This window comes from Campylobacter portucalensis, from assembly GCF_009690845.1.
Classification (GTDB): Bacteria; Campylobacterota; Campylobacteria; order Campylobacterales; family Campylobacteraceae; genus Campylobacter_B; species Campylobacter_B portucalensis.
Genome location: NZ_VWSJ01000027.1, coordinates 51598 through 74116, shown reverse-complemented (window position 1 = coordinate 74116; position 22519 = coordinate 51598). Strand labels below are relative to the sequence as shown.

30 protein-coding genes and 1 CRISPR repeat array (1 of these 31 cut by a window edge) are annotated in these 22519 nt (G+C 29.2%); of the genes, 13 read left to right on the top strand and 17 right to left on the bottom strand.

All coding sequences use genetic code 11. The features are described 5' to 3' along the window. The first annotated feature begins 38 nt into the window (after nt 1–38). From F1B92_RS07100 to F1B92_RS07055, 10 genes are all read left to right on the top strand, one after another. Nucleotides 39–365, top strand: a complete 327-nt coding sequence (locus F1B92_RS07100) for a hypothetical protein (RefSeq protein WP_154571161.1) — start codon at nt 39–41, stop codon at nt 363–365. A gap of 23 nt (nt 366–388) precedes the next feature. Next, nucleotides 389–1051, top strand: a complete 663-nt coding sequence (locus F1B92_RS07095; RefSeq protein ID WP_154571160.1) for an AAA family ATPase — start codon at nt 389–391, stop codon at nt 1049–1051. A 67-nt stretch (nt 1052–1118) separates the two neighbouring features. Further along, entirely contained in the window at nt 1119–1433 is a 315-nt protein-coding gene (locus F1B92_RS07090) for a nucleotidyltransferase family protein (protein WP_154571159.1), read from the top strand. Beyond that, nucleotides 1426–1911 carry a HepT-like ribonuclease domain-containing protein gene (locus F1B92_RS07085; protein WP_065843665.1) on the top strand — a complete coding sequence of 162 codons (486 nt, stop codon included), beginning with the start codon at nt 1426–1428 and terminating at the stop codon, nt 1909–1911. Before F1B92_RS07090 ends, F1B92_RS07085 begins: the two co-directional genes overlap by 8 nt. Before the next feature lies 1 nt (nt 1912). Beyond that, nucleotides 1913–2197, top strand: coding sequence for a hypothetical protein (locus F1B92_RS09220; protein WP_229770968.1), 285 nt, complete (start codon nt 1913–1915; stop codon nt 2195–2197). A 7-nt stretch (nt 2198–2204) separates the two neighbouring features. Continuing rightward, the gene (locus tag F1B92_RS07080; protein WP_229770967.1) at nt 2205–2750 is read left to right on the top strand and encodes a Fic family protein; all 546 of its coding nucleotides are present in this window, start codon (nt 2205–2207) and stop codon (nt 2748–2750) included. After that, nucleotides 2750–3136: a hypothetical protein gene (locus tag F1B92_RS07075; RefSeq protein WP_065843667.1), complete on the top strand. Its 387-nt coding sequence runs from the start codon at nt 2750–2752 to the stop codon at nt 3134–3136. Before F1B92_RS07080 ends, F1B92_RS07075 begins: the two co-directional genes overlap by 1 nt. Next, complete coding sequence (locus F1B92_RS07070) at nt 3130–3936, top strand: nucleotidyl transferase AbiEii/AbiGii toxin family protein (protein WP_229770966.1); 807 nt, start codon at nt 3130–3132, stop codon at nt 3934–3936. Before F1B92_RS07075 ends, F1B92_RS07070 begins: the two co-directional genes overlap by 7 nt. Further along, nucleotides 3936–4856 (top strand): Fic family protein, encoded by a 921-nt coding sequence (locus F1B92_RS07060; RefSeq protein WP_154571157.1) that lies wholly within the window; start codon nt 3936–3938, stop codon nt 4854–4856. The genes F1B92_RS07070 and F1B92_RS07060 overlap by 1 nt, the downstream gene beginning before the upstream one ends. Next, nucleotides 4856–5125 (top strand): hypothetical protein, encoded by a 270-nt coding sequence (locus F1B92_RS07055; protein ID WP_059429740.1) that lies wholly within the window; start codon nt 4856–4858, stop codon nt 5123–5125. The genes F1B92_RS07060 and F1B92_RS07055 overlap by 1 nt, the downstream gene beginning before the upstream one ends. A gap of 8 nt (nt 5126–5133) precedes the next feature. On the opposite strand, the gene F1B92_RS07050 is transcribed toward F1B92_RS07055, so the two are convergent. Further along, on the bottom strand, nt 5134–5982 hold the full coding sequence (locus F1B92_RS07050) for a relaxase/mobilization nuclease domain-containing protein (protein ID WP_154571156.1): 849 nt from the start codon (nt 5980–5982) through the stop codon (nt 5134–5136). A gap of 34 nt (nt 5983–6016) precedes the next feature. On the opposite strand from F1B92_RS07050, the gene F1B92_RS07045 reads away from it, so the two are divergent. Beyond that, entirely contained in the window at nt 6017–7192 is a 1176-nt protein-coding gene (locus F1B92_RS07045) for a PcfJ domain-containing protein (protein ID WP_154571155.1), read from the top strand. 296 nt (nt 7193–7488) lie between these two features. Here F1B92_RS07045 and F1B92_RS07040 read toward each other — a convergent pair whose 3' ends face one another. Genes F1B92_RS07040 through F1B92_RS07030 form a run of 3 tightly spaced genes read right to left on the bottom strand, consistent with a single transcriptional unit; the run spans nt 7489 to nt 8955 of the window. Continuing rightward, nucleotides 7489–7644, bottom strand: a complete 156-nt coding sequence (locus tag F1B92_RS07040) for a hypothetical protein (protein ID WP_154571154.1) — start codon at nt 7642–7644, stop codon at nt 7489–7491. A gap of 11 nt (nt 7645–7655) precedes the next feature. Continuing rightward, nucleotides 7656–8684, bottom strand: coding sequence for an AAA family ATPase (locus tag F1B92_RS07035; RefSeq protein ID WP_154571153.1), 1029 nt, complete (start codon nt 8682–8684; stop codon nt 7656–7658). 31 nt (nt 8685–8715) lie between these two features. Then, nucleotides 8716–8955, bottom strand: coding sequence for a hypothetical protein (locus F1B92_RS07030; RefSeq protein WP_002849934.1), 240 nt, complete (start codon nt 8953–8955; stop codon nt 8716–8718). A gap of 130 nt (nt 8956–9085) precedes the next feature. Between F1B92_RS07030 and F1B92_RS07025 the strand changes: the two genes are divergently transcribed. Continuing rightward, nucleotides 9086–9775, top strand: a complete 690-nt coding sequence (locus F1B92_RS07025) for a LexA family transcriptional regulator (protein ID WP_002849933.1) — start codon at nt 9086–9088, stop codon at nt 9773–9775. A gap of 399 nt (nt 9776–10174) precedes the next feature. On the opposite strand, the gene csx20 is transcribed toward F1B92_RS07025, so the two are convergent. The 13 genes from csx20 to F1B92_RS09385 form a co-directional block, all read right to left on the bottom strand. Then, nucleotides 10175–10555 carry a CRISPR-associated protein Csx20 gene (gene csx20, locus F1B92_RS07020; protein ID WP_154571152.1) on the bottom strand — a complete coding sequence of 127 codons (381 nt, stop codon included), beginning with the start codon at nt 10553–10555 and terminating at the stop codon, nt 10175–10177. Nucleotide 10556: 1 nt separating this feature from the next. Further along, entirely contained in the window at nt 10557–11642 is a 1086-nt protein-coding gene (locus tag F1B92_RS07015) for a hypothetical protein (RefSeq protein WP_195836318.1), read from the bottom strand. Nucleotides 11643–11678: 36 nt separating this feature from the next. Then, nucleotides 11679–11939 (bottom strand): hypothetical protein, encoded by a 261-nt coding sequence (locus F1B92_RS07010; RefSeq protein ID WP_154571150.1) that lies wholly within the window; start codon nt 11937–11939, stop codon nt 11679–11681. After that, entirely contained in the window at nt 11936–13750 is a 1815-nt protein-coding gene (locus F1B92_RS07005; RefSeq protein WP_154571149.1) for a TIGR03986 family type III CRISPR-associated RAMP protein, read from the bottom strand. Before F1B92_RS07005 ends, F1B92_RS07010 begins: the two co-directional genes overlap by 4 nt. Next, nucleotides 13723–14232 (bottom strand): type III-D CRISPR-associated protein Csx19, encoded by a 510-nt coding sequence (gene csx19, locus F1B92_RS07000; protein WP_154571148.1) that lies wholly within the window; start codon nt 14230–14232, stop codon nt 13723–13725. The genes F1B92_RS07005 and csx19 overlap by 28 nt, the downstream gene beginning before the upstream one ends. After that, nucleotides 14229–15500: an RAMP superfamily CRISPR-associated protein gene (locus F1B92_RS06995; protein WP_154571147.1), complete on the bottom strand. Its 1272-nt coding sequence runs from the start codon at nt 15498–15500 to the stop codon at nt 14229–14231. The genes csx19 and F1B92_RS06995 overlap by 4 nt, the downstream gene beginning before the upstream one ends. Further along, a complete protein-coding gene (locus F1B92_RS06990; protein WP_154571146.1) occupies nt 15493–16932 on the bottom strand; it encodes an RAMP superfamily CRISPR-associated protein in 1440 nt (479 codons plus the stop codon). The genes F1B92_RS06995 and F1B92_RS06990 overlap by 8 nt, the downstream gene beginning before the upstream one ends. A 92-nt stretch (nt 16933–17024) precedes the next feature. Further along, nucleotides 17025–17495, bottom strand: a complete 471-nt coding sequence (locus F1B92_RS06985) for an RAMP superfamily CRISPR-associated protein (protein WP_154571145.1) — start codon at nt 17493–17495, stop codon at nt 17025–17027. After that, nucleotides 17479–18888 carry a Cas10/Cmr2 second palm domain-containing protein gene (locus F1B92_RS06980; RefSeq protein ID WP_154571144.1) on the bottom strand — a complete coding sequence of 470 codons (1410 nt, stop codon included), beginning with the start codon at nt 18886–18888 and terminating at the stop codon, nt 17479–17481. The genes F1B92_RS06985 and F1B92_RS06980 overlap by 17 nt, the downstream gene beginning before the upstream one ends. A gap of 9 nt (nt 18889–18897) precedes the next feature. Beyond that, entirely contained in the window at nt 18898–19449 is a 552-nt protein-coding gene (cas6, locus tag F1B92_RS06975) for a CRISPR system precrRNA processing endoribonuclease RAMP protein Cas6 (RefSeq protein ID WP_154571143.1), read from the bottom strand. Between the two features lie 46 nt (nt 19450–19495). After that, entirely contained in the window at nt 19496–19711 is a 216-nt protein-coding gene (locus F1B92_RS06970) for a hypothetical protein (protein ID WP_154571142.1), read from the bottom strand. Nucleotides 19712–20294: 583 nt separating this feature from the next. Further along, on the bottom strand, nt 20295–20531 hold the full coding sequence (locus F1B92_RS06965) for a vWA domain-containing protein (RefSeq protein ID WP_154571141.1): 237 nt from the start codon (nt 20529–20531) through the stop codon (nt 20295–20297). Between the two features lie 172 nt (nt 20532–20703). Next, nucleotides 20704–20838 (bottom strand): hypothetical protein, encoded by a 135-nt coding sequence (locus tag F1B92_RS09385; protein WP_268233930.1) that lies wholly within the window; start codon nt 20836–20838, stop codon nt 20704–20706. Nucleotides 20839–21148: 310 nt separating this feature from the next. On the opposite strand from F1B92_RS09385, the gene F1B92_RS08835 reads away from it, so the two are divergent. Next, on the top strand, nt 21149–21469 hold the full coding sequence (locus F1B92_RS08835) for a WYL domain-containing protein (protein ID WP_456064402.1): 321 nt from the start codon (nt 21149–21151) through the stop codon (nt 21467–21469). A gap of 193 nt (nt 21470–21662) precedes the next feature. Next, a CRISPR array of direct repeats spans nt 21663–22519; the repeat unit is 37 nt; unit sequence GTTTCAATCCCCTTAACTCGGGGCTTTGCTTTTAAAT (it continues 156 nt past the right edge of the window).

The following is a 22519-nucleotide window of genomic DNA, read 5'->3' as shown; positions in this document are numbered from 1 at the left end:
ATATTAAATTTTAAAATAATTTAATAAAGGATAAAACTATGAAAAATTTAAGTAAAGTTGCACTTGGTGCATTGATCCTAGCAATGTTTGTTGGTTGTGGCGAAGAGAATGCTAAATTTGGAGATAAAGAATATACTCACGACTACCTAAACGACAAAAGCAATGTAAAAACCCTAGTGGAACTGGTTGAATTTTGCGAAGAAAACAAGAGTGCTAATCTAAGCACTACTCAGATGAAAAACTGCGAATTAGGTAATTTTATCAAGCACAAAAAAAATCAAAGTTGGGGCGCGCTTACTGGCGGCAATGAGCCAACTGAATGGGAAAAACTCGTAGAAAAATATGGTTCAAAAGATAAAAAATAATGCCAAATTTTAAAGGATAAAGAATGTTAATTGCAATCACAAACGAAAAAGGCGGTAGCGGTAAAACAAATATTGCCATAAATTTAGCCGTAAAACTATCTCTTATGGGCGATGAAACGCTATTAATTGACGCTGATCCGCAAAGAAGCGTAGATGTTTTTACAGATATTAGAGCTGATAGCTCTTTGCCACTGCTTTTTAATAGTGTATCAAAAATAGACTCATCGCTGCTAAAAGAGATACAAAGCTTAAAACAAAAATATGATAGCGTAGTGATTGATACTGGCGGTCGTGATAGCTCTGAAATGCGTCAAGCCTTAGCAGTTTGTGATATTGCAATTATCCCAGTTATCCCAAGCGATCTTGATATTGCGGTATTAAATAAGATGATTTTGGTATTTGAACAAGCTAAAATTTACAATCCCAACGCAAAAGCACTTATTGTCATATCAAAAGCTTCGCCAAACCCATTTTTAGCCAAAAAAGTTAAGGCTTTGCGTGATTATATTAGCGAGAAAAATTTAGATGATATTTTTTTAATGAATAGCATTATTTATGAAAGAGAAGCTTACCGAAACGCATTTTCGTTAGGTATGGGCGTAAGCGAATACTGCAAAAATAATGAAAATGCTGAGATTGATTTTGAGAGCTTTTTTGACGAATTAGTTAAATTTGTAAATAATTAAAAATAATAAAATATTATTTTTTAAAGTTTTAAATAATATAATATGATAAATTTACAAGGGCGAAAAAATGCTTACAAAAGATGAAATCTTAGACTATTTAAAAGAGATTAAACCAAAATTACAAGAAGACGGCATTATAAAACTTGGGCTTTTTGGTAGTTTTGCAAAAGATAATGCCGATATCGCAAGCGATGTGGATATTACAATAGAAACTAGCAAGGATTTTGTAAATAAATTCAAAGGTTTTAATGGCTTTATATATTTAGATGATTTAAGAAGTGATTTTATGCATAAATTTAAAAGACAAGTTGATATATGCGACACAGCCTCAATGTCTTTACAAAAACAACAAAATTTACTAACAGGAGTGATTTATGTCTAGCAATACAAAAACAAACGAAAGACTTATTTTGATTAAAGATAAAATTGAAAAAATTTTTGAAATTTGTGAGAATGGAATAGTTGCCGCACTAGATGATGAAACACTAAAAAGACCTGCTATTTTAATGCATCTTGTAGCTTGTAATGAGCAATTACAAAAGATACAGGATAGTGGCGATATAAAAGTACTATCAATATTTACGCCAGAAAATATTAGGGGGCTTAGAGGGGTAAGAAATGCTACGGCTCACGATTATGAAGGGGTAAATTTATCAATAATAGAAGATGTCATTAGAGATTATCTGCCAAGCATCAAAACAAATATAGATAAATTTTTAGCAACCCAGCAAGAAATCAATAATGAAAACAGCCCTAAAGCAATCCTTTCAAGACTTGGCGATGCTTATACTAAAAAGATAGAAAGCGGAGCAATTAAACAACCACAAATAAGCGAAAAATCAAAAGAAAAGGAAAGATAAAATGGATGGTGGCGAAAATTTAGGCAATTTCTTAAAAAACAACAACGAGCGAGACTATTGGCTAGATGTATGTGTTCGTATGGCTCATCATAGCACAGCAATCGAGGGTAATACTTTAAGTCAGGACGAGACTGCTTCAATCTTGCTTGATGGCTATATAGCAAAAGCAACTAGCGAGTGTGAATTTTATGAAGTAAAAAACTATCGCCAAATTTTGCCAAAAATGTTTTCATCTTTACAAGAAAAAAGCCAAGATAGACGAGAAGCTAATAAAAGATTTTCATAGGCTAATAATGAATAATTTAATAGACAACAACGGCAAATTTAAAACTATCGAAAATTTAGTTGTAGGAGCAAATTTCGAACCTACAAAGCCGTATCTAGTGCCAGTAGCAATTAAAGATATGTGCGATAATCTATATTTTAGACTTGATAATGCCAAAAATGACGACGATAAGCTAAAAGCAATATTGCAAAGCCATATCAAATTTGAAAAAATTCATCCTTTTAGCGACGGAAACGGCAGAACCGGCAGGATAATTATGATCTATGGTTGTTTAGAGAATAATTTAGCACCAATTATAATACCAAAAGAGCAAAAAAATAGATACATTGCAATACTGCGCAACAATGACATCGATGGATTTATGGCGTTTGCTAAAGAAATAGAAAAAGATGAAATATCAAGGCGTAATAAATTTTTAAGCCAACGACCAAATAAGCAAGATAATAGTAAATCAGTCTTATCTAGGCTCAGCAATGCTTACGCCAAAAAGCTAGAAAGCGGAGCGATCAAAGCATTAAATGATACCGCAAATTCAAAGAAAAAGGAAAAATGATGCTATACTTATCAGGCTGGGAAGCATTAAATATACCTAGATTAGACGGCACAACGGCTGATTGGCATCCATTGCTTTATCTAGCCGATAAAAATAGCATTAAAACATACGAAAGCAATGAAATTTTAGGCGATCTAGGAATACAAAAACGATACATAAAAATGCTAGACAAAGAAGAATACGTCGCAAACTATGCAAGAGCGATTGCGGACTTGGTGTATAGTGGCGATACAGATGGTCTTAAAAACTGCACAAGGGATTATCTAGATGATGATGAAGAGCTTGAGTTGTTTGGCTACTTAAAACTCATAAATACGAACAAAAAAGTGGATGATTTTATGAAATTTGAGCTAACAAAGCTCTATTTTAAGGATAAAAAATGTTAGAACAATATCAAAAAGAGAGACTTGAATTAATAAAAGAAATTGTGCCCTATTTTGGAGATAATTTTGTTTTAAAGGGTGGAACAGCACTTACTTTATATTATGGACTAAATAGATATTCTGAGGATATTGATTTAGACTGCACGACAAACAATATGAATTTTATAAACAAGCTAAAGCGTCATAAAGATTTTAGCAAATGGAGTATAAATATCAAAAAAGATACAGATACTGTTTTTAGAGCTATGATAGATTATGGTGCAACTTCGCACTATGGCAACTATCCATTAAAAATAGAAGTAAGCAGCAGAAATAAAGATCTACTAAGATCTAATATTTTAAAGTATGAGAATATAAAAGGCGTTAATGTTTATTGCGTAGATGAGCTTATAAAAATGAAAGGGGTTGCATTTAGCGGTAGAGATAAGATTAGAGACTTTTATGATTTGGGATATTTACTTGGGGCTTATCCTGATAAATTTAGTAAAGAAAACTTATTCAGCATACGAGAAAAAATATTTTACTGTGGCGAAGACGAGCTAAATTTGCTTTTAAAAGATGAGAATTCTAAGCATAAACTTATATCGCAAGATAAAATTCATATAACAGATACCTATACGCAAGATGTGCTACTACGTATTGAAAATATGTTAGGACTCACAATTCAAAACGAGATCGTGCACTCTCAAGGTAATAGCAAATCAGTCCTATCTAGACTCGGCAATGCTTATGCCAAAAAGCTAGAAAGCGGAGCAATTAAACAACCACAAATAAGCGAAAAATCAAAAGAAAAGGAAAGATAATGCAAGAACAATATACGGAAATCAAAGATAGCAATATTATTAATAAACAAAACATAGACATTGCAGTAGGGCTTGGGCTTGTAGATGATCTGAAACCATCAAAGTATTTTTATAAAGCTGTTGAAAAATCGCGAACTTACAACGAACTTGAAGAAAATATAAAGAAATATTATGATGGCAAAAAGCTAGATAAAAAAGAAGTCGGCGAAAAAGAGTGCGATATAGTTTCAGTAAATATCGCCAAGTATTTAGAAAAAAGTGGCTTTACGCTATCTCCTGTTACATTAAAGACTATACATAAAAATTTATTTATAAATGCCTTTCCACAAGGGCTTGAAAAATATGTTGGAGTTTTTAGGGATGTAAATATTTCAAAAAAAGAAGAAGTCTTGGGTGGCGAAAAAAGCGTAGAGTATGGTAATTATGATGAGCTTGGCGATATGCTGGATTATGATTTTGATAGAGAAAAAAAGAAAGATTACACCAAAATGACTAGGCAAGAACAGGCTTTAAATGTCGGCAAATTTGTAAGCGGGGTATGGCAAATTCATCCGTTTCGAGAAGGTAATACTAGGACAATTGCGGTTTTTACTATTAAGTATCTGCAAAGTAAAGGCTTTGAAGCAAACAACGATATCTTTAAAGAAAACTCAAAATATTTCAGGGATGCTTTAGTGTTAGCAAATTACGACAATATGAAAGAAAATATAAAAAGTGATTTTTCATACCTAGAGAGTTTTTTTAACAAATTTATTCTAAATAAAAATATAGAGTTAAAACTGCTACCAAACAGCCCAAAGGGTCACAAAAGTGAGAAATCAGTCCTATCTAGACTCGGCAATGCTTATGCCAAAAAGCTAGAAAGCGGAGCAATTAAACAACCACAAATAAGCGAAAAATCAAAAGAAAAGGAAAGATGATGGGAATTTTGGATAAAAAAAAGGAATTCGCGTTTGTAAATAACGCAAGTGTTACCGCAAGTAGCAATGTAAGTGAGTTTATAAATTCAGGCGCAGCGGACAAAAAAGAAGATAGAAAAAGCAATGCCGGTCGACCTAGAAAAGAAGGTGAAAAGCCAGTAGCGGTTGCAATATATCTAATGCCAAGCGAAAAAGAGCGACTAGAAAACGAAGCAAAAGAGCAGTTTATGAGCCTGTCAGGGTATCTAAAACAAAAGCTTTTGGCGTAAAATAGGCACTATCTTTGAAAGTCGTGCTTTTTTACAGCTGTTTCTTTGCTATCGCTAGATTGAATTTTATCAGTTTTTTGTGTGTTTTGCAGGGCCCTAGCCTTGCTAACACCATTCTTGTTTTGTCTTTTATTGATAGTTTGACTTTGTAAAGTTATATTAGAGGCTTGTGATTTTTCTTCGCCTAAAATTTTATATTCGCTCTTTTTCTTTTCACTCTCACTTAGTGGCTTTAATTCAACTTCTCGCTTGCCCTCAACTGAGCAATCCCATACATTTTTATACACAGTTTTTTCATACCATTGTTTGGTTTTCTTATCATAAATTTTCTTTACGACTGCTTCTTGATCGGTTACCGTAAAACGAGCCCAATCGCCATTTGTAATATTATATTGTTCCATTAGTTTTTCTAAATGCTTGCCCCAAAGGATGGTTTCTTTACCTTTTCTAGTTTCAAATTTAACATAGTAAGACTCTTCCACGTGTTCCTCTAGTGAGAAATTATATTTTGCCTTTCCATATCCAGTGATCTTGTAATGGTGCGGCTTGTGTCCATCCCAAGGATCAGGGTATTTATCTCTTGCGAATTCCTTTTGTTTGCGTGAAAAATTAGTTGCCTTATAGCCTAATTCGGTTAGATTTGTCGCAAACTCATTGCGTAGATCATCGAGATCGACTGGAGCAATCTTGATCCTATTACCATTGCAATCAACAGTTTTCAAATCCAAATGACAATGCGGATTGTCCGTATCATTATGGATTGCTAATATAAAAAGATTGTTTGGAAATTTTTCTTTAATAGTTTTCATCGCCGCATTTTTAATATCATCCACTGGTATATTGTTTTCGCCCTTCATCGAAAAAACCATAACCGATAGTCTTGTTCATTTTTTGAATATAGACAGTGAAGCTTTGGAATTTTTTGATACAAATTTTAGCAAACTAAGCAAGTTTATAAAAGAAATCAAGCCTATTGAATGCGAAGCATTAAGCATAGATATTTCGAGTAAAAACGAAATGATAATATCATCATCTAGCGTTACTTTTCAAAACAAAGAGAGTAAATTTATTTTCCTTAGATCATCTATTTATAAATCAAAAATTTACATAAAAGACAATTATACTATCTTTGTAGGCGGTGAGTATAAAGGTAAATTTTGCTTCTATGAAGCAACCTTAAATAACATCTCAACGATATGCTATAAATCTGCGACAATGCGTGAATTTTTTAATATTTACTTTTCTTATTTATCAAAATTACATCTACCATTAAAAGATATAAAACTAGACTTTGAAAGAGACCCATTGTATATAAAATCTCCTTTTAAATTTAGCTCACTTGAAAATTTTATAAATAAAAAAGAGCTTTTTGTTAAAAAATATCCAAAAGAGAATTTTCTAAATGCTACCAATAAAAGCACTTTATCTGCTTCATATTTGGTACTAAAAACAAAGAAACATATTCCGCAATCACACTATCAAGAGATCATAAATTTTATTCTGCGAACTAGTCCTAAAATATCAACCAATCATCAAGCTTCATTTTTAGTAGGCAAAATTTTAAAAAGCTATCTATGCTTTAAAATACAATCAGATGAAAAAAGCAAGAACCAAATAATTTACGATTATGTCAATATGGCTTTAGAGCAAGGAGAAAATGTAAATTTAAAAATCAAATCATTTAAAAGAATAAAAGCCGAACACGATAGATTAATGTTAAATATAGAGCTAGAACGTGCGCCTGAAGTAATATTAAACAAAGACAATCCTTTTTTACGTCTAAAACTTCCAAGCGATATAAAAATGCTAACAACCAAGCAAGAGATGGTTGAAGAAGGAGTGATTAATCACAATTGTGTAGCTTCATATATAAAAAATGTAAATGCTAACAGATGTTTTATTTGTTCTCTAAGAAGAGACAATGAGAGATACACGATTGAGATTAGGCGATCAAAAAACAAATTTTGCTTGGCACAGATTAAGGGCTTTTCAAACAGTGAAGCACCAAGCGAGATAATAGAGTATGTAAATAGTGCGATATTAGCGAATAATAAAACTGTGCGATAAATAACATTTGTATGTTTTGGTTTTGCTCTTTTAGCTTCTCAAGCATTTTTGCCTTTTGGGCTTTATCCCAGTTTTTGTATTCTTCAAGTGCGCCGCTTCTCCACACCCTCAAATCATCTGCTTTATCTGGTGGATAATCATTTATGAAAAGCAATTAACAAAGACGCAAGCACTCCAAAAACTAATAAGAAAACAATAGCGTTCATTGCAAAACCTATTATGTCTATATTATTCATCTGTTTTATCCTTTAAACTGAATATCTCTAAGTTCAATATCTCTTATATTGTCGCAACATTCAATTCTCTGCTGCAGACAATATTAGAGCTGTAACTATTCCTATTATCACAAGTGACCAAAAGCCAAAGGGAGCAAAATTTTCCAATGTCATTTCTAAAGAATGCAAACCTTCTCTTGCTATTTGCTCTATGGTTTTATTGCTTTCTTCTATCATTTTCAATTTCCTCATTTTTCTTCCACATTTTCAATATTACAAAATATCTTTTTATTGCAATTGCCATATCCTTTTAGACGTTTGATCTTAAAAAGCTTGCCATCAAATTTATCAAACAACTTCCATAGTGTATTGCGACCGACTATCTCAAGATAGTTTTTGTTTGCTAACTTTTGTATAGCATTAGCAAGATCGCTTTGAGAAATTTCGCTTTTTTGATCTACAATCTCTTTTGCTAGTTGTAATGAAATTTTTTCCTTTTCATTTAATCCAAAAAAATCATCTTTGATAAATTCTAGGCTCAAATTTTTAGTATCTATTTGAACTACTGCTTCTTTTGTATGGCTTCGACGCTTCTTTGGCTTTAAGCTTAAAATCATTGTATTGTCGGCAACTATTGCATTGTCGGTTTCATTTTGCAGATAATACGCTTCATCCACACTATCCATAAAAGCAGTTGCACCTTTGTAGTTTTCATCATTTTTATCCATACCTTGCTTCGGTTGATGGTGTAAGAAAATAATAGTAGCCCCTTTATCCCTAATGCTTTGCAGATCCGCCATAAATTTGGTAATATTTTCATCTTTACTTAGACTGCCCTTGATGAAATTTCTAACACTATCAATAATGACAAGTTTATTTTTTAAATCGCCAAATTTAGCTTTTTTATTTATATTTTTAAAAAGACCAAACCTACTTAGGCTATTTGATAGAATGTATTTTAACTTGCTATTACTATCATCAACAATCTTATCGGCTTGCCTATTTTGTAACATATCGACGCCATTATCGGCATCAAAATATAAAATTTCATCGATTTTGGCATTATTTTTTATCAGATAATTACAAAGATGTAGTGCGAACATTGTTTTTCCACTACCAGCACCAGCATAGATCATATTTAGGCTTTGCTTTGATATAAAATTTGGTATTAGCCACTCAAATTTTGTATTTTTTGTATCCAAAAGTTTTAAACCCTTGATATTTAAGATATATTTTGATAAAATATTGTCGTTCTGTAGGTGGGCTGCTGACTTCATATTGTAGCCCCCTTAAATTCTAACTTCTCCATTATTTAATCTCTTGTTTTTTAAGCCACTCATTTACACTAGCTATACTATATAAGATTTTTTTGCCTATTCTAATATATGGCAACGGTGGAATTTTAGAACTATATTTTTCCGTATAGTTTCTTCTAAACCTAAGTCTATTTTGCTTTGATTTGCTTATACCAAACATCTCTTCAAACTGCTCCGGCGATATAAAATCTCCTTGCATTTTGATTTCTTGGTTATCCACTATTTCAATCATTTTGAAACCTTTATATAAAATTATAAAAATCAAAAATCATTTTAAATCATTAATGCTTATTTTTTACTTAATATATTAAAATATTGCCTAGTTTTTGATATAATATTATTAAAAACTATGGAAAAATAATATGAAAACAAACGGATACGGCGATAAATTAAGAAAATTACGCAATGCTTACGGACTTACACAAAGTGAATTTGGTGACAAGATAGGAATAAGTAGAGTTAGGGTTAATTCCTATGAAAACAACATTACCCCACTTCCTATGCAAGTAAAATACAAAATAGCTGAGGCTACTGGTATTAATATTGAATATTTTGATAACGATATAGATTTGGCTACTGCAATCAGTAAATACGGCATAAGTTCCGAAAATGGCAAACTGCAAATAAAAACCAATAAAGAGACAATTTGCACCATATACGATGACTTATACGACTTTGCAAATGGTAGGTATAGCATTGATCCATATCTGCAAAAGGTTCAAATTTTAACAAAGCTCTTTAATTTATCAAAGCCATATGACTATAATTTTGTAGTCGCCACTAACAAAAAAGCTATCCCATTTGCAAGCGATGGAGATATTTTAGTGATCGTAAAAGACAATATACCAAAAGACAATGCTCTTTTGATCTTAAAAGTAAATGATGAAATTCTAGTTAAGTATTGCAGAATAAATCCCTTCAATCAAAATATTAAGCTTTTTTCAACCAATGATGATTTTTCAAATATTGAGTTATCACAAAAAGAACTTTACGGAGTTGAATTTTTAGGATATATTGTAAATATCTTTAGAAATTATCAACCTGAAGTCTAATTTTAAACATAATTTTTTCTTTATTGGTATGGGGGTTTGGGGGCTTGCCCCCATGTTTCAAGTAAAAGTTCAAAATTTGGCTTTGCCAAATTTTGATTTACCTATTATCCTGGTTTTGTTTCTTTTTCAAAAGACAATAGTTCCCCTTCCTTTATACTTTCGTAAGTGTATTAGTAGATTTTTGACAATAAAAAACAACTAATTATAACTTGTAAAAAATAAATAAATTATAAACAATACAAATAAGCTAATATGGTAATTTTTGGAGTAATTATTTGATATATTTTATTCTATGTCCCATAAAATGTGATATTTTATGATATTTGATAGTCCTAGTGAACCCACCACTATAAATTTATTTCTAATTGCTATCGCTTAAATTTAAAACCATAAATTTAATTAAATTACATATTTTCTAAATTTTACGTGTTTAAATATACTTGTTTTTAATCCATTCTCATTAATAACAACATCTCTTTTTGTTGTTGCATAAAGTGGAGTAATGTCATTTTCTAAGCAAAATTTTACTAGCAAAAATGTAAGCCCAAAATCTCCTTGTATCAAAGCAAAATCCTCACTTTTGGCATTTTTATCTAAATATTCAAAAAAAGATTTTGCATAATTTAAAAGCTCATTTTCTCCAAATTCAGCTGGAACTTGAGAGAAATTAGCTTGCAAATCACTTGGTAAATTTACAAACTCACTGATTTTTAGTGAGTTTTTTGCATCTATGATTTGCTCATCTGTTAATTTATGTGAAAAAAACAAAAAAAGTTTCATTTTACTCCTTTAAATTTGGATTGAAATATAATTCTTTATTTTTTAAATTTAGGGCTAGAATTTTACTTTTGTTATTAGTTTTAAAAAGATCATAACACTCATCTGTTTTTGATAGTTTACCATTATAAAAATCTAAAAGTTTATTTTTTACTGTATCTGTTTTTATATTTTTAGTTAAAGTTTTGTTTCGCACTTGAGTAGCAAATTTTTCTAAATGATAGCTTGTAAAATCTTTAACTCGCTCTTCATCTACTATCTCTACTAAGTTACTTAAAATATCTTCTTTTAAAACTAAATTTTCAAAATCACCTAAAAGGATTTTAAGCTCACTCTTAAGACTTATGTTCTTCGTACTTATGTGAGAAAGTTCATGTCTTATCTCTCCTATTTTCCTTCTAAAATCTGCCAATTGCATAAAAACAGCACTATTTAACTCTATAAAATAATCACAAGGTGGTTTTATTTCATAGTTTTTATCATTTAAAGTTCCTTGATTTATAAAATTCAAACAAAGTTGCAAAACTTCATAATTTGGCTCTAAGCTGTTTTTGGAAATAATATATTTTTTTAAATATTTAAAAAAATACATATGTAAAGCCTCTATTAAAAAGTTCGAAGTATTTAAAAAATAGTTCTTATTATATAAAAATTTTGAAATTTTATAATAAACTTCGTATCGCTCTTTTTTGCTAATATTTTCAAAAAATTCTATATCATTCAAAACTTCTGAAATTTCATTTTTTAAAAAATAAAGGTCACTATTTTGACGAGATATTAGTTCGTTTTTTAAATCTGGGTATTTTGTAGTACACTTTAAAATTTGATTTGATAAAAGACTTTCACTAAAATCTTTTAATTTCAAATACAATAAATCCTCTGTATCGCTGTATGGGATCTTTACAAATTCATTAAAACTTTTTAATACGAAGAAAAAATCAATTATATTAACATATTCAGTCAGAAATTTAAACTCAAAAACACGTGGTTTTCCCATTTCGCTAATTTGTTCAGCGTAAATGATTTCTATTTTTGCTTTATTTCTATTCAAAAGAGCTAACAAAAAGCCCATAAAAGCAGCATCTCTCATAGAGTGAGTTATGTCTATAATAATTTTATCATCTTTTTAAATTTCATCTGAAATAGTTGAAAAAAGCTTTTTATAATCATCAAAATAATCCAAAATTTTACACTCTTTTGGATAAGTTGGAGCTTCTTTAAAATTTATAGAGTGTAAAATTACTATATTAGCATTAGGATTTGATTTAATCAATGCTTCTGTAGCTGTTTTATATTCGTCATTTTTGATAACTTTTTCGCACTCTCCTGCTAAATATAAAGAAGTATTAGGCGTTAGCACTGTTCGTTCAAAAGATATTATCTTCATCTTAACTCCCCTACCTTAGGTAAAATCTTATCTTTATCTTTAAAATCGCCAAGTTCCATATAGCTAAAATCTGCTTTTTTATCATCTCTTAGCATAATTTCTAGCTCTTTTAATCTATCAACTTCCCATAAGCTTTTTTTATCTTCTCCTAATTTATCTAAAATAAACTTTTGAAATTTAGATATAAAATTTTGGCTACTATTTTCTAAATTTGGCTCACAAAACTCACTATTTTCATCAAATAAAGTGCTGTATCTTTTTTCTAAATCATAAATTTTTAAATTTGCTTTGATTTCTATCTTGCCAAATCCTAAAGGTTTTGCCATACCGATTTTATGGTAGCAATTTTGTGGTAAATTTAAAACAAAAAGCAAAGCTCCAAGCTCTATATCGCTTAAACTCTCAAACCTTATCTTTGTTTTAAAAATATTTTCGCTATCAAGTGGCTTGATATGCTTTTTCATATTTTCATTTGTATTTTGTTTCATTTTTCCATTATGATGGTTTAGATTAAAATTTTGATGATGATAGAATTTATACCCTCTTATTTTTGCGTCTTGACTATCATAATGCTTAATCTCTGAAACATTTTTAACGCCTTTTTGCTCTAAATAAAGATTATACGAAGTTGGTTTTGGTGATGATAAAATAATCTCTACATCATTTTTAGTAAGCCATTTTGGTTCATTTTTTAGCGATGCATCTTCAAAAAACACTCTTGTAGCCAAAACTTTATCTTTTCCAAAAATAGCTTGTGTTAAATCTAATCTCTTATCATCTTTTAAATTTTTATCTATTATGTCGCCAATGCTGTTTTGGTAAGGAATCCTAAAATAAGAAGTATGGCCGAAAAAAACCTGCTCTTTATATTTGTCATCTGGATCGTTTTTTTTATTAGTTATTGCATAAAAGCAAGGAATACCATCTGGGTACTGCTTTTTGTCCTTAACTAGTTCTATTAAATTTAAAAATTTTCCTTGCTTAAATTTTTTCTGACTATCATATATATATGGTTTAATATCTCTATTGTAATCTAGTTCTATTTTTTCTTCTTCATTTTTTGGATAAAAAAACTTATAGCAAATTTTATTTCTATTATCTTTTATATTTCTACCTTTTAAAAAAATATTCCCTATTTTTCCAACATAGACTACAAAGCGGTCATTTTTTTGAATAATTTCCATATTTTTTTGCTCTTTTGAATATTTTTTATCTAATTTTTTTACTTCATATCTGTTTAAATTTGTATTTTTTTCAGCTTTTGAATCTATATAAGAAACTTCATCACATTTTGTTGGAACTATATAAAAATCTCTATCATTTCTACATCTTAAAATTCCAGGAGATGAGTTAGGTTGTAATTCTCCTTCGCTATCTTGATATTTTAAAAATTTTTGATATGTCGTTTTTAAACTATCATCAGCCACACCTGCAACATCTCTAAAATAAAACTTATGGTCATTAAAAAAACTAAATTTTGAGTATGAACAAATTTCAACCAATTTTCTTATCATTCCTCTAATTGAACTTCCTGGGATCTTATACTCGCCATCTACATTAAAAAAATCATTTAAATCATTACTTTTACCACTATCTCCTATAAAAAGTGGTGATTTTGTAGTTATGTTTAGTTCTATCTCGCCACTATTTCCACTAAATCTACTAAGCCCATCGCCTTTTACAACTCTTCCTTCTTTGTCAAATTCTAAATCCAAAATAGAGTCTTGATATATCACCTTACTAGGCAAAGAGACAAAATTATATGGAGCGTGAGCGTTGAATTTTACAGATTTTGGTTTATCTTTTCCCATTTCTTAACTCCTTTCATACTTGCTAATCTAAAATCTTTGAAAAAGGCCTGATTTGTGTCTTTAAATGTAGATATATAATCTCTTCTAGTAACTGCTACTAATTTAAAATTTTCATTTTCTAGCGGGATTATAAACTCACTTCCGCTTTTGCTTGATAATTTGCAAAATCCATTTTCAAGCTCTTCAAATTTAGAACCCATTAAATAAAACTCGCTTTGTATATAATCTTCATCTTCTTTTAGCCCATTATCATCTCTAAGCCTTGCCAATAAATCTCTACCTTGATTATTAATAAAAAGTTCTTTGTTTTCATCAAAAATTCTAGCTGTTAAAATTTCATCTAACTTTGGCATATCTCTATCATAAAACTCAAATTTAAAATCTCTAATTCTAGCAAACTCGATACTCTTTCTTAGCCAAAAAATCGCATAACCATTTTTTATTTGATTAAAAATTTCATCTTTATTTATCGTTTTTATCATAATTTCTCTCCTAAATTTGCTACAAATTTATTCAAATCATCCTTGCTATAGGTTTTATCTTTTTGATAAATTTTAAAATTTCCATTATAAGCTTCAAAGCTAGCATCTTTATCGCTATCATCTTCTTTTGATATTTCAAAAACTCCACGCCCTACATTTTTACCGCCACCAACTGCAAGTTTTGAAGTCGCTAAATCCTTTAAAACTAGCAAAATAAGCCCTATTTCTTTATAATCTGGATTTTTAATCAAAACATCAAGCCTGATATCTCCTTTAAATAGTGGCTCGCTATCAAATAACGCTCCATCAATAGTAGAGCCACTAAATCTATCTATTTTAGTTCTTTGTTGGATTTTTGTAAAAGCTTTATTTATGACACTTTCTTTTATTTGTATTTTTGATTTTTTAGCCTGTTTATTTTTTTCATCAACATAACCAAAAAGATCGTCTATAAAACTCTCATTCTCTCCTAAAAATTTAGCTATTTTTAAAGCTCTATTTCTAATAGCTCCTTTTAAGCTCGTCCCACTTGCTAAAAACTCATTATTTTCATATAAGCTTCCTATATCAGAGTCGCTTAAAGCAGAAGCTGAACCTATCAAGAGTGAGTTTTTAATGTCTAAATTTAGGCAAAATCTTATCTCTTCATTTTCTTTTTTAACTAAATTTGGTTTATAATTATCAAGCTCTTTTTTATCTAAAAAGCTCTCAAAAGCTCCATTTTGGCTAAAATCATATCTTGAAACTCTAATATCACTAAACTTAATCTCTCCTAAGCCACTCATAGTCTTAGCCCCTATAAAAAGCCCATTTTTCAAGATAGAATAAAATATATCAATAGCCCTATACATATCATCTTGGTTATGAGATTTTCTTATGGTTACTTCTGCTTTGAGCTTAAATTTAGCCCCGCTTCCTACAACTTCATAATCATATAAAGCCCCATCTTGAGTAATTCCTGTAACATTTGACACCTTGATACCGTTTCTTATATTTATCTTTGATTTTGATATAAGCTTAGCATCACTTAGCATAAGCTGGCTTGGACTATCGCCATCTCCTAAAATAGCACTAGTTAAGCTATCATCATATTTTTTAAACTCGCTTCTTATCACGCCTATAAGTGAAGTAGCTGGTATAAAAGGGTTTTCATTTGCATCTTTTACCACCATACTATCTATAAATTCACCATCCCCACTACTGATACTAAATGCTGTTTTGTTTGTCAAATTTGCTGTGATTATAAATTTCTGTTTAATTCTAGGCATTTTTTTGATCCTTCTTTTTTAAGTAACGAATTTTATTTACAAAAGCTTTTATTTGAATTTCATCTTTGTATTTATCTATAAAATCTTTTTTTAAATTTGAGTAGATTTTATCTTCAAAAAACTTATCTAACCCATAAGGAGTAAATTCTTTACATTTATCTTTGATTTTTTGATTAAAAGTGGTGAGTTCTTTGTTATCACTATTGCTTTGCTTTGCTTTATTAAGCTCGTTTTTAAACTCTTCAAAACTAGCAGATTTTAAGGCTGTATTTTCTAATCTTGAGTATTCGTTTTGAGTTAGGCTTTCATCTTTATGAGTGATTTCATCTTTAATGTATCTCGCATCAAGTAAGATCTCACTATAAATTTTATCTTTTAAAATCTTTAAAACTATCTCTTTTTGGCTATCTGAAATTTTTGTAAAATCTATTTTGTTATCACGACTTTCTCTTTTGCTTTCTTTTAAATTTAGCCCATTAAAATTCTCATAAATTTTAACTTGCCCATAACCGTGCTCTACTAATTCCCCAAAACCATTTTCTAGATAGCTTACATCAATTGGCTCTTTTAAAGTGATTTTAAAGACGTTTCCAACTTCAAAAGCTAAAACCTCAGGAATTTTAGATTTATAATCTAGTTTATAAAATTTATGTCTTGAAAATCTGGCTTTTGACTCTATTTTTTCTATTTCTAAATAGCGTTTAAAACTGCAAATATCTGGCGAAAATATACCATTTTCATCAAAAAGAACTAATGGACTTTGACACACCATATAAAATTCTTGCAATTTTTTATCTAAGTTGCTGTTTTTTGATATATTTATGGAAATTTTAGAATTTGAGTAGCCTTGATTTTTAGATCTTCCAAATTTGATATTATTTCCAACTTCTTTTTTTACTTTTTCAAGCAAATCATTATCGCAAATTATCTCAGCTTTAAAAGCTTGATTTTTACTAAGTGCTTCATATGCAAAAATAGCTCCGTTATTTTTATTACTACTTTGTTTTTGCCTATCTCTTTGCATATGAAAAAAACTCTCTATTTTAGGTGATTTAATATAAATTTCTTCATTGTTTATACTAAAAAATTCACCTAAGCTTCTTTTTTTATTCTCATCACCTTGCATAAAACTATCAAAAACAAGGCTTTTTTCTTCTTCATTTTTAGGATATTTATACTTTTCTAAATTTTTAGGCACAGGGTAGTAAATTTTAGAATTTTCAAACAAATATCCATTTTTTACTATCGCTTTTTTTGCAAATTCATCTCTCAACTCTCCACTAAGTTTAGATAAAATCGCCCCTTTTAAGGTAGTAGCTGGGATATATTTATAACTTTTTATATTAAAATTATCTCCCTTTTTTAAAGTTATAGCAGTTGGTTCTTTTAATTTTATAACAATACCATCATCTAAAATATCATCTTCTTGCACATTTTTTTCTTCACAAATTTTACACTCTATTTCGCCAAGTCCTCTATTTCTACTGCTTCCTATTCGCCTTAAATTCCTAAAACTAAGTTCTATTAAGTCTTTAAATTTTCATCTTTTAAAATAATTTTCATCTCAAAAACAAGACCGCTTTTTATAACTCTAAGTTTTCTTAAATATCCATCTTTTGCAACTCCATTATCATCTAATGAAGTTTGATTTAAAATAAGTGAGTTTAAATTTAAAATACTATTTCGACCAAATTCAAGGCTTAATTTTTTATAAAAATCAAAATTTTCTAAATGTGCATCAAAAAGCTCTATTAAGCCATCATTTTTAGCCGTACCAAAAAGAGTATTTATTTGCCTTTCTATCTCGTCGCTAGCTAAATTTTGCATTTCCAAAATTTCAGTTGCACTCTCTCTTAATGCACCTTTTATCCTTTTTGATGGGATATAAAAAATACCAAATTCATCACTAATACTATCTAAATCTATAAGCCCATCTCCGCTTGCATTACTAAATAAAGCATTGCTTAAAAGTTTAATTTTAACTAATTTTGTCATATTTTTCTCCTAATAAAGGGTAAAAATTTAATAGCTCAATAGCTTCAAGCAGCATCTTTTCATTTTCTATTTCGCCATTATTTAAAAGCTTTGAATCACAATAAATTTCAAGATATTTTTGAGTATTTTCTCTACTTTGAAGAAGTAAATCTCTTAATTTCATAATTTTTGTTTTTGAAATTTGTTTTAAATCATTCATTAAATTTAAAAGCTTATTAAAATCATCATCGCTAAAACCTTCATTAAAAAGCTTCGTATCATTTCTAGTGTAATATTTTTCTCTTAAAAAGTCTAAATCACCTAAAATATTGGATGAAGTGATGATAAAATCTAAGCTTGTTTTTATTTTTTCATCTTTTCTTGTGATCTTTTTAGCGCTCGTAGCTAACTCTTCAGCTATCTCATAAGCTCTAAAAAATGGTGTTTTTCCCTTAACGATAGCAACTCCACCACTTGCATATAAAGGCTCATTTTCTTTTCCAAATTTAATTCTTGAAAGCTCATTTATAAAAGTTTTTGCTATCCAAACTCCAAGCCTTCCTTCGCTTACAAAAGTAAAGTCATCACCACTTAAAACAATAGGGCGAAATGGAAGAATCTTATCTTTTATTTCTAAATTTTTAATATCTGCAAAACTAAATTTATCTAAATTTTCTATTAGCTTTCTTACGGTTTCTTTTAAAGCTATTTGCATACCATTATCAATATTTTTTGAAAACTCTTTATAGTCATCTCTTGTTTTTAAATTTTTAACCTTTTTACCTAAATCATTTGCGTCTATATGCCCTACAGCGATAAATGATTTATCATTATGGATGATTTTATCAAGCTCTGTTGAGAATTTATAATCACCCAAAACTTCACTTAATAATTTTGAAAAATTCTTATTACTATCATCTGCCATTTTTTGTTTGATATATGTAGCTTTGCTTATGTGAGAATTTCTTAGCTCATCAAATTTGCCCGTCGCTGGAAAATCACTATTTGGGCAAAGCTCTTCAAGCCCTAACGATAAACCTTGAGATAGTGGATAAAAGCTATTTTTAATATCTTCTAAAATTTGATGAGTTTTACTATTACTTTCTTTAAAGTTACTTTCTTCAAAAACTGGATTTAGCCCAAAATAAACAACCAAAGATGGATAGTTTTTAAGTAGAAATTTAGAATATCTATTTATAAACTCTTTTGCTTCTTTTTCGTTATCAAAGAAAATTAGTGCATTTCCGCCACCAAAATTTCCATCAATTTTATCTAAACTCATTTTTTCTTTTATATAATCTTTATCGGTAACCCTCCTAATAATCTCACTAGCTCCTGCTATATCCCTAAGCTTATTTGAGCTAAAAATATAATTTTGCTTACCAGCGATATCAACTAAAACTGCTGCTTTCATATCTCTCCTTTAAATATAGTCAATCTCTATGCTTCCAAGCCCAAAAGTCGTGCTTTTTCCAGCTCCTATTATTTTGCTAAGTTCAAGTAATTTAATACCCTCATCATCCAAATCAAAAATCTTAAACTCCCCAACAACACCACCAAATTCATATTTTTTTCTTTGCCTGTTGCTATATCTATTTAAATTTACAAATTTTAATCTTTGAGTAAATTCACGAAATTTAGGTATATAATCAACTTTTTCATCTATGTTTTTAATTAAATTATAATGCCTTTTTATGCCCCTTAAAAACTTTGCAATATTTAAATTTTTAGTGATTATTTTACCGTCTTGTTTGATTCTTAGCGGAGTTTTTAAATTTACCTTTATGTTATTTTCCTTAAATTCAGGCATATAATTTAAACTCCTAAACTCTTTTGTTAATAAAACTCTATCTTCATAAATTAACTTTCCATTTAGCAAAATTCTTTTAAACTCAAATTTATCTTTTCTATATCCAAGTCCGATATTTTGCATATTTTCAAAAGCAACTATAAAATATGGTATAAATTCATTCATATCTTCAAATAGATAAAATTTAAAATCGTAAGAATCTTGCGAAATTTCAAGCCTTAAATTTGGTGTTTGATTTGGGGGTTTCGTAAATTTTATAAAAAAGACATTTATAAGCCATATAGCAATTTTGACATTTTGAGTCTATAAAAGGACAAACCACAGCCCTTAAGGCATAACCAAAACACCCTCTAATGGCAGAGCCAGTAAAGATATTTTTGGGTTTTAAATTTATCCCTTCTACACTTAAAAATGCATATCTTAGCATCTTAATTCCTTAAATTTACCTGTATATAAAATTGCAAAATTATTTTAAAACTTTCATTTATTATAAACTTCTCTTATTTTAATATTTTTTTAATAAATTTTATATTAAAAACTGATAAAATATATCATTTTTTAATTATAAACTAAATTTTCAAAACAGTTTTTATCTTTTTGATCAAATTAAGCTCACAAAGAGTCTCTAAATCTCTTTTTGAGACAAATTTTATGCGAGATTTCGGTTAAATTTATTGGCTTATTTAATATTTTATAATCTTTTTTCTCTTCTTTTTAAAGCTCTGTTTTTCTTACCAAGCAAACTTTTTTTAAATTTTAATTTTGATTTTTAAACTCTATTTTTTAGTCATTAAAGCCAAATTTATATCATCAAATGTTGAATTTCTTAAAGCCAAAAACTAGCTTTAAAAATATTATTTAAATCCTTGCAAAACTGGCATATTTTATAAGTTTTAATACACCTAATTTATTTGATTTTTTATCATAAAGCTTAGACCCGCCATCACTCATCAAACAAACCAAGGCTGATAATAATCAACTCCTTTGTCTTTATACTCATTTTTTCTATTTTATAAAAGATCTAAAGCTAAATTTACAGCCTCACCCATCGGAGTTCTGTCATATGCATTTAAATTTGGATGGCTATCATCGATATTAAGCCCTTTAAAATCTCTATTTTGTTGTGCAAAACCACCAAATGTAACAATAAAAATTTCAGCAAAATACAAAGCCATCTCATCTTCTTTTATCGCATTAAAGAAAATCTCTATCCCTTTATTTAACTCATCTATAGGAGCACCTTCCATGGAACTACTTATATCTAAAAACGAGTAAACAAGAGCTCTTGGTGTTGGATTTTCTACTAAATCTACTAATGATTCATTTATTTTTTCTCCTTTTTATTGTTAAATTATAATTCATTTTTCATACATATAATGTCTTTTTACTTTTTAAATATTTTTATTATAGTTATTAAATTTACTTTTTTTGTTTATTTTTCTTATGTTTATGCCAAAATTTATCATTTTTATAAAAGCGTTTTAATCTAGTTGGATAAATTTCATAACTCATATTATCTTTCATATATCCATTTTCTAAGGCAACATATAACACTTTTAAAGATGTTTAGTGATGGTAAAAAGGTGAATTTTATATTCTTAAAATACCCCATATGAAATGAAGTTAGCACTAAAACGATAGAAAGATATATAAAAAGTTCTTTTGATTTTTTAGAAAATAACGGTATAAAAACCATAAAACAAAAAAATTCTAATGGTTATATAGAGAATGAAATTTTTAAACTTAATGAAGCAGATAAAAAACATTTGAAAAAATTTCAGATGATATAAAAACAAGCTATATTTTTTTAAACAAACCCTAAGAAGAGATAAAAATACAAATTTACTAACCAAACTAGAGATCTATAAAAAACAGACAAAAAATTTTGATAAAATACTACAAAAATGACGCCTTTAACGAAAGAATACTGCAACCATACTATATAATATTTATGAATGAAAACTTCTACTTAGACTGCTATTTTCAGAAGAAGAAAATTATCTTAAATGTAGATAAGGATGTAAAGAGATATTTTAAAGCAAAGAAGTTTGTTAATTCAAAAAGAATTTTAAATGAAAAATTTGATGATGGTTCTATAAAAGCAAAATACAATGTTTCTCAAGAATTAGAATTACTCTATTTTACCCTTAATTGGTCAAGTGATCGAAGTTTTAGAGCCAATTAGTCTAAGAAATAAAGTAAAAAGTATTTTACAAGAAACACTCAAAGATATAAATAAAATTTTGCTTTTATTGAAATATTATAAGAAATATAAAGGCTTTTTAACTTACATTGAGCTACGATAGTAAATTAATTAAATCTTAAATTTTGCTATGTTTAAATACAAAAAATTAATTTGCTTAGTCGTTGCTCCACTTGTTTCAATCCCCTTAACTCGGGGCTTTGCTTTTAAATAAAAGATGAGAATTCTAAGCATAAACTTATATGTTTCAATCCCCTTAACTCGGGGCTTTGCTTTTAAATATACATCAGAGTAAGAAGTCTATACAATGGGGTAGATTTGTTTCAATCCCCTTAACTCGGGGCTTTGCTTTTAAATACAAATAGTTCAATATGGTGGAAAATTAAACAAGGAGGTTTCAATCCCCTTAACTCGGGGCTTTGCTTTTAAATTCAGTACCTTACTACATAGGTACTGATAAAACAATGTTTCAATCCCCTTAACTCGGGGCTTTGCTTTTAAATTTCGCGAACTAATCCTAGCAGGAGGCGTCGATGCAAGCGGTTTCAATCCCCTTAACTCGGGGCTTTGCTTTTAAATTTAGAAGCAACTAAAGTATTAAAGGAATTACTAAAGCATTTAATAAAGTTTCAATCCCCTTAACTCGGGGCTTTGCTTTTAAATATATTTTGCCGTGCTAGGTCCATCTAGCGGATATGCGTTTCAATCCCCTTAACTCGGGGCTTTGCTTTTAAATCCAAAATACATAGTCTGCAGCACGACGAGGTAAATGGTTTCAATCCCCTTAACTCGGGGCTTTGCTTTTAAATTTAGAAACTAGTACCGTAATGGTCTCAAATCTTCAGTTACTTTGTTTCAATCCCCTTAACTCGGGGCTTTGCTTTTAAATAGATAATATGGCTGAGGAATTATTCAAACAAATAGGGTTTCAATCCCCTTAACTCGGGGCTTTGCTTTTAAATTAGCATATTCCAAACCAGAATTAGGAAACGTATACTTGTTTCAATCCCCTTAACTCGGGGCTTTGCTTTT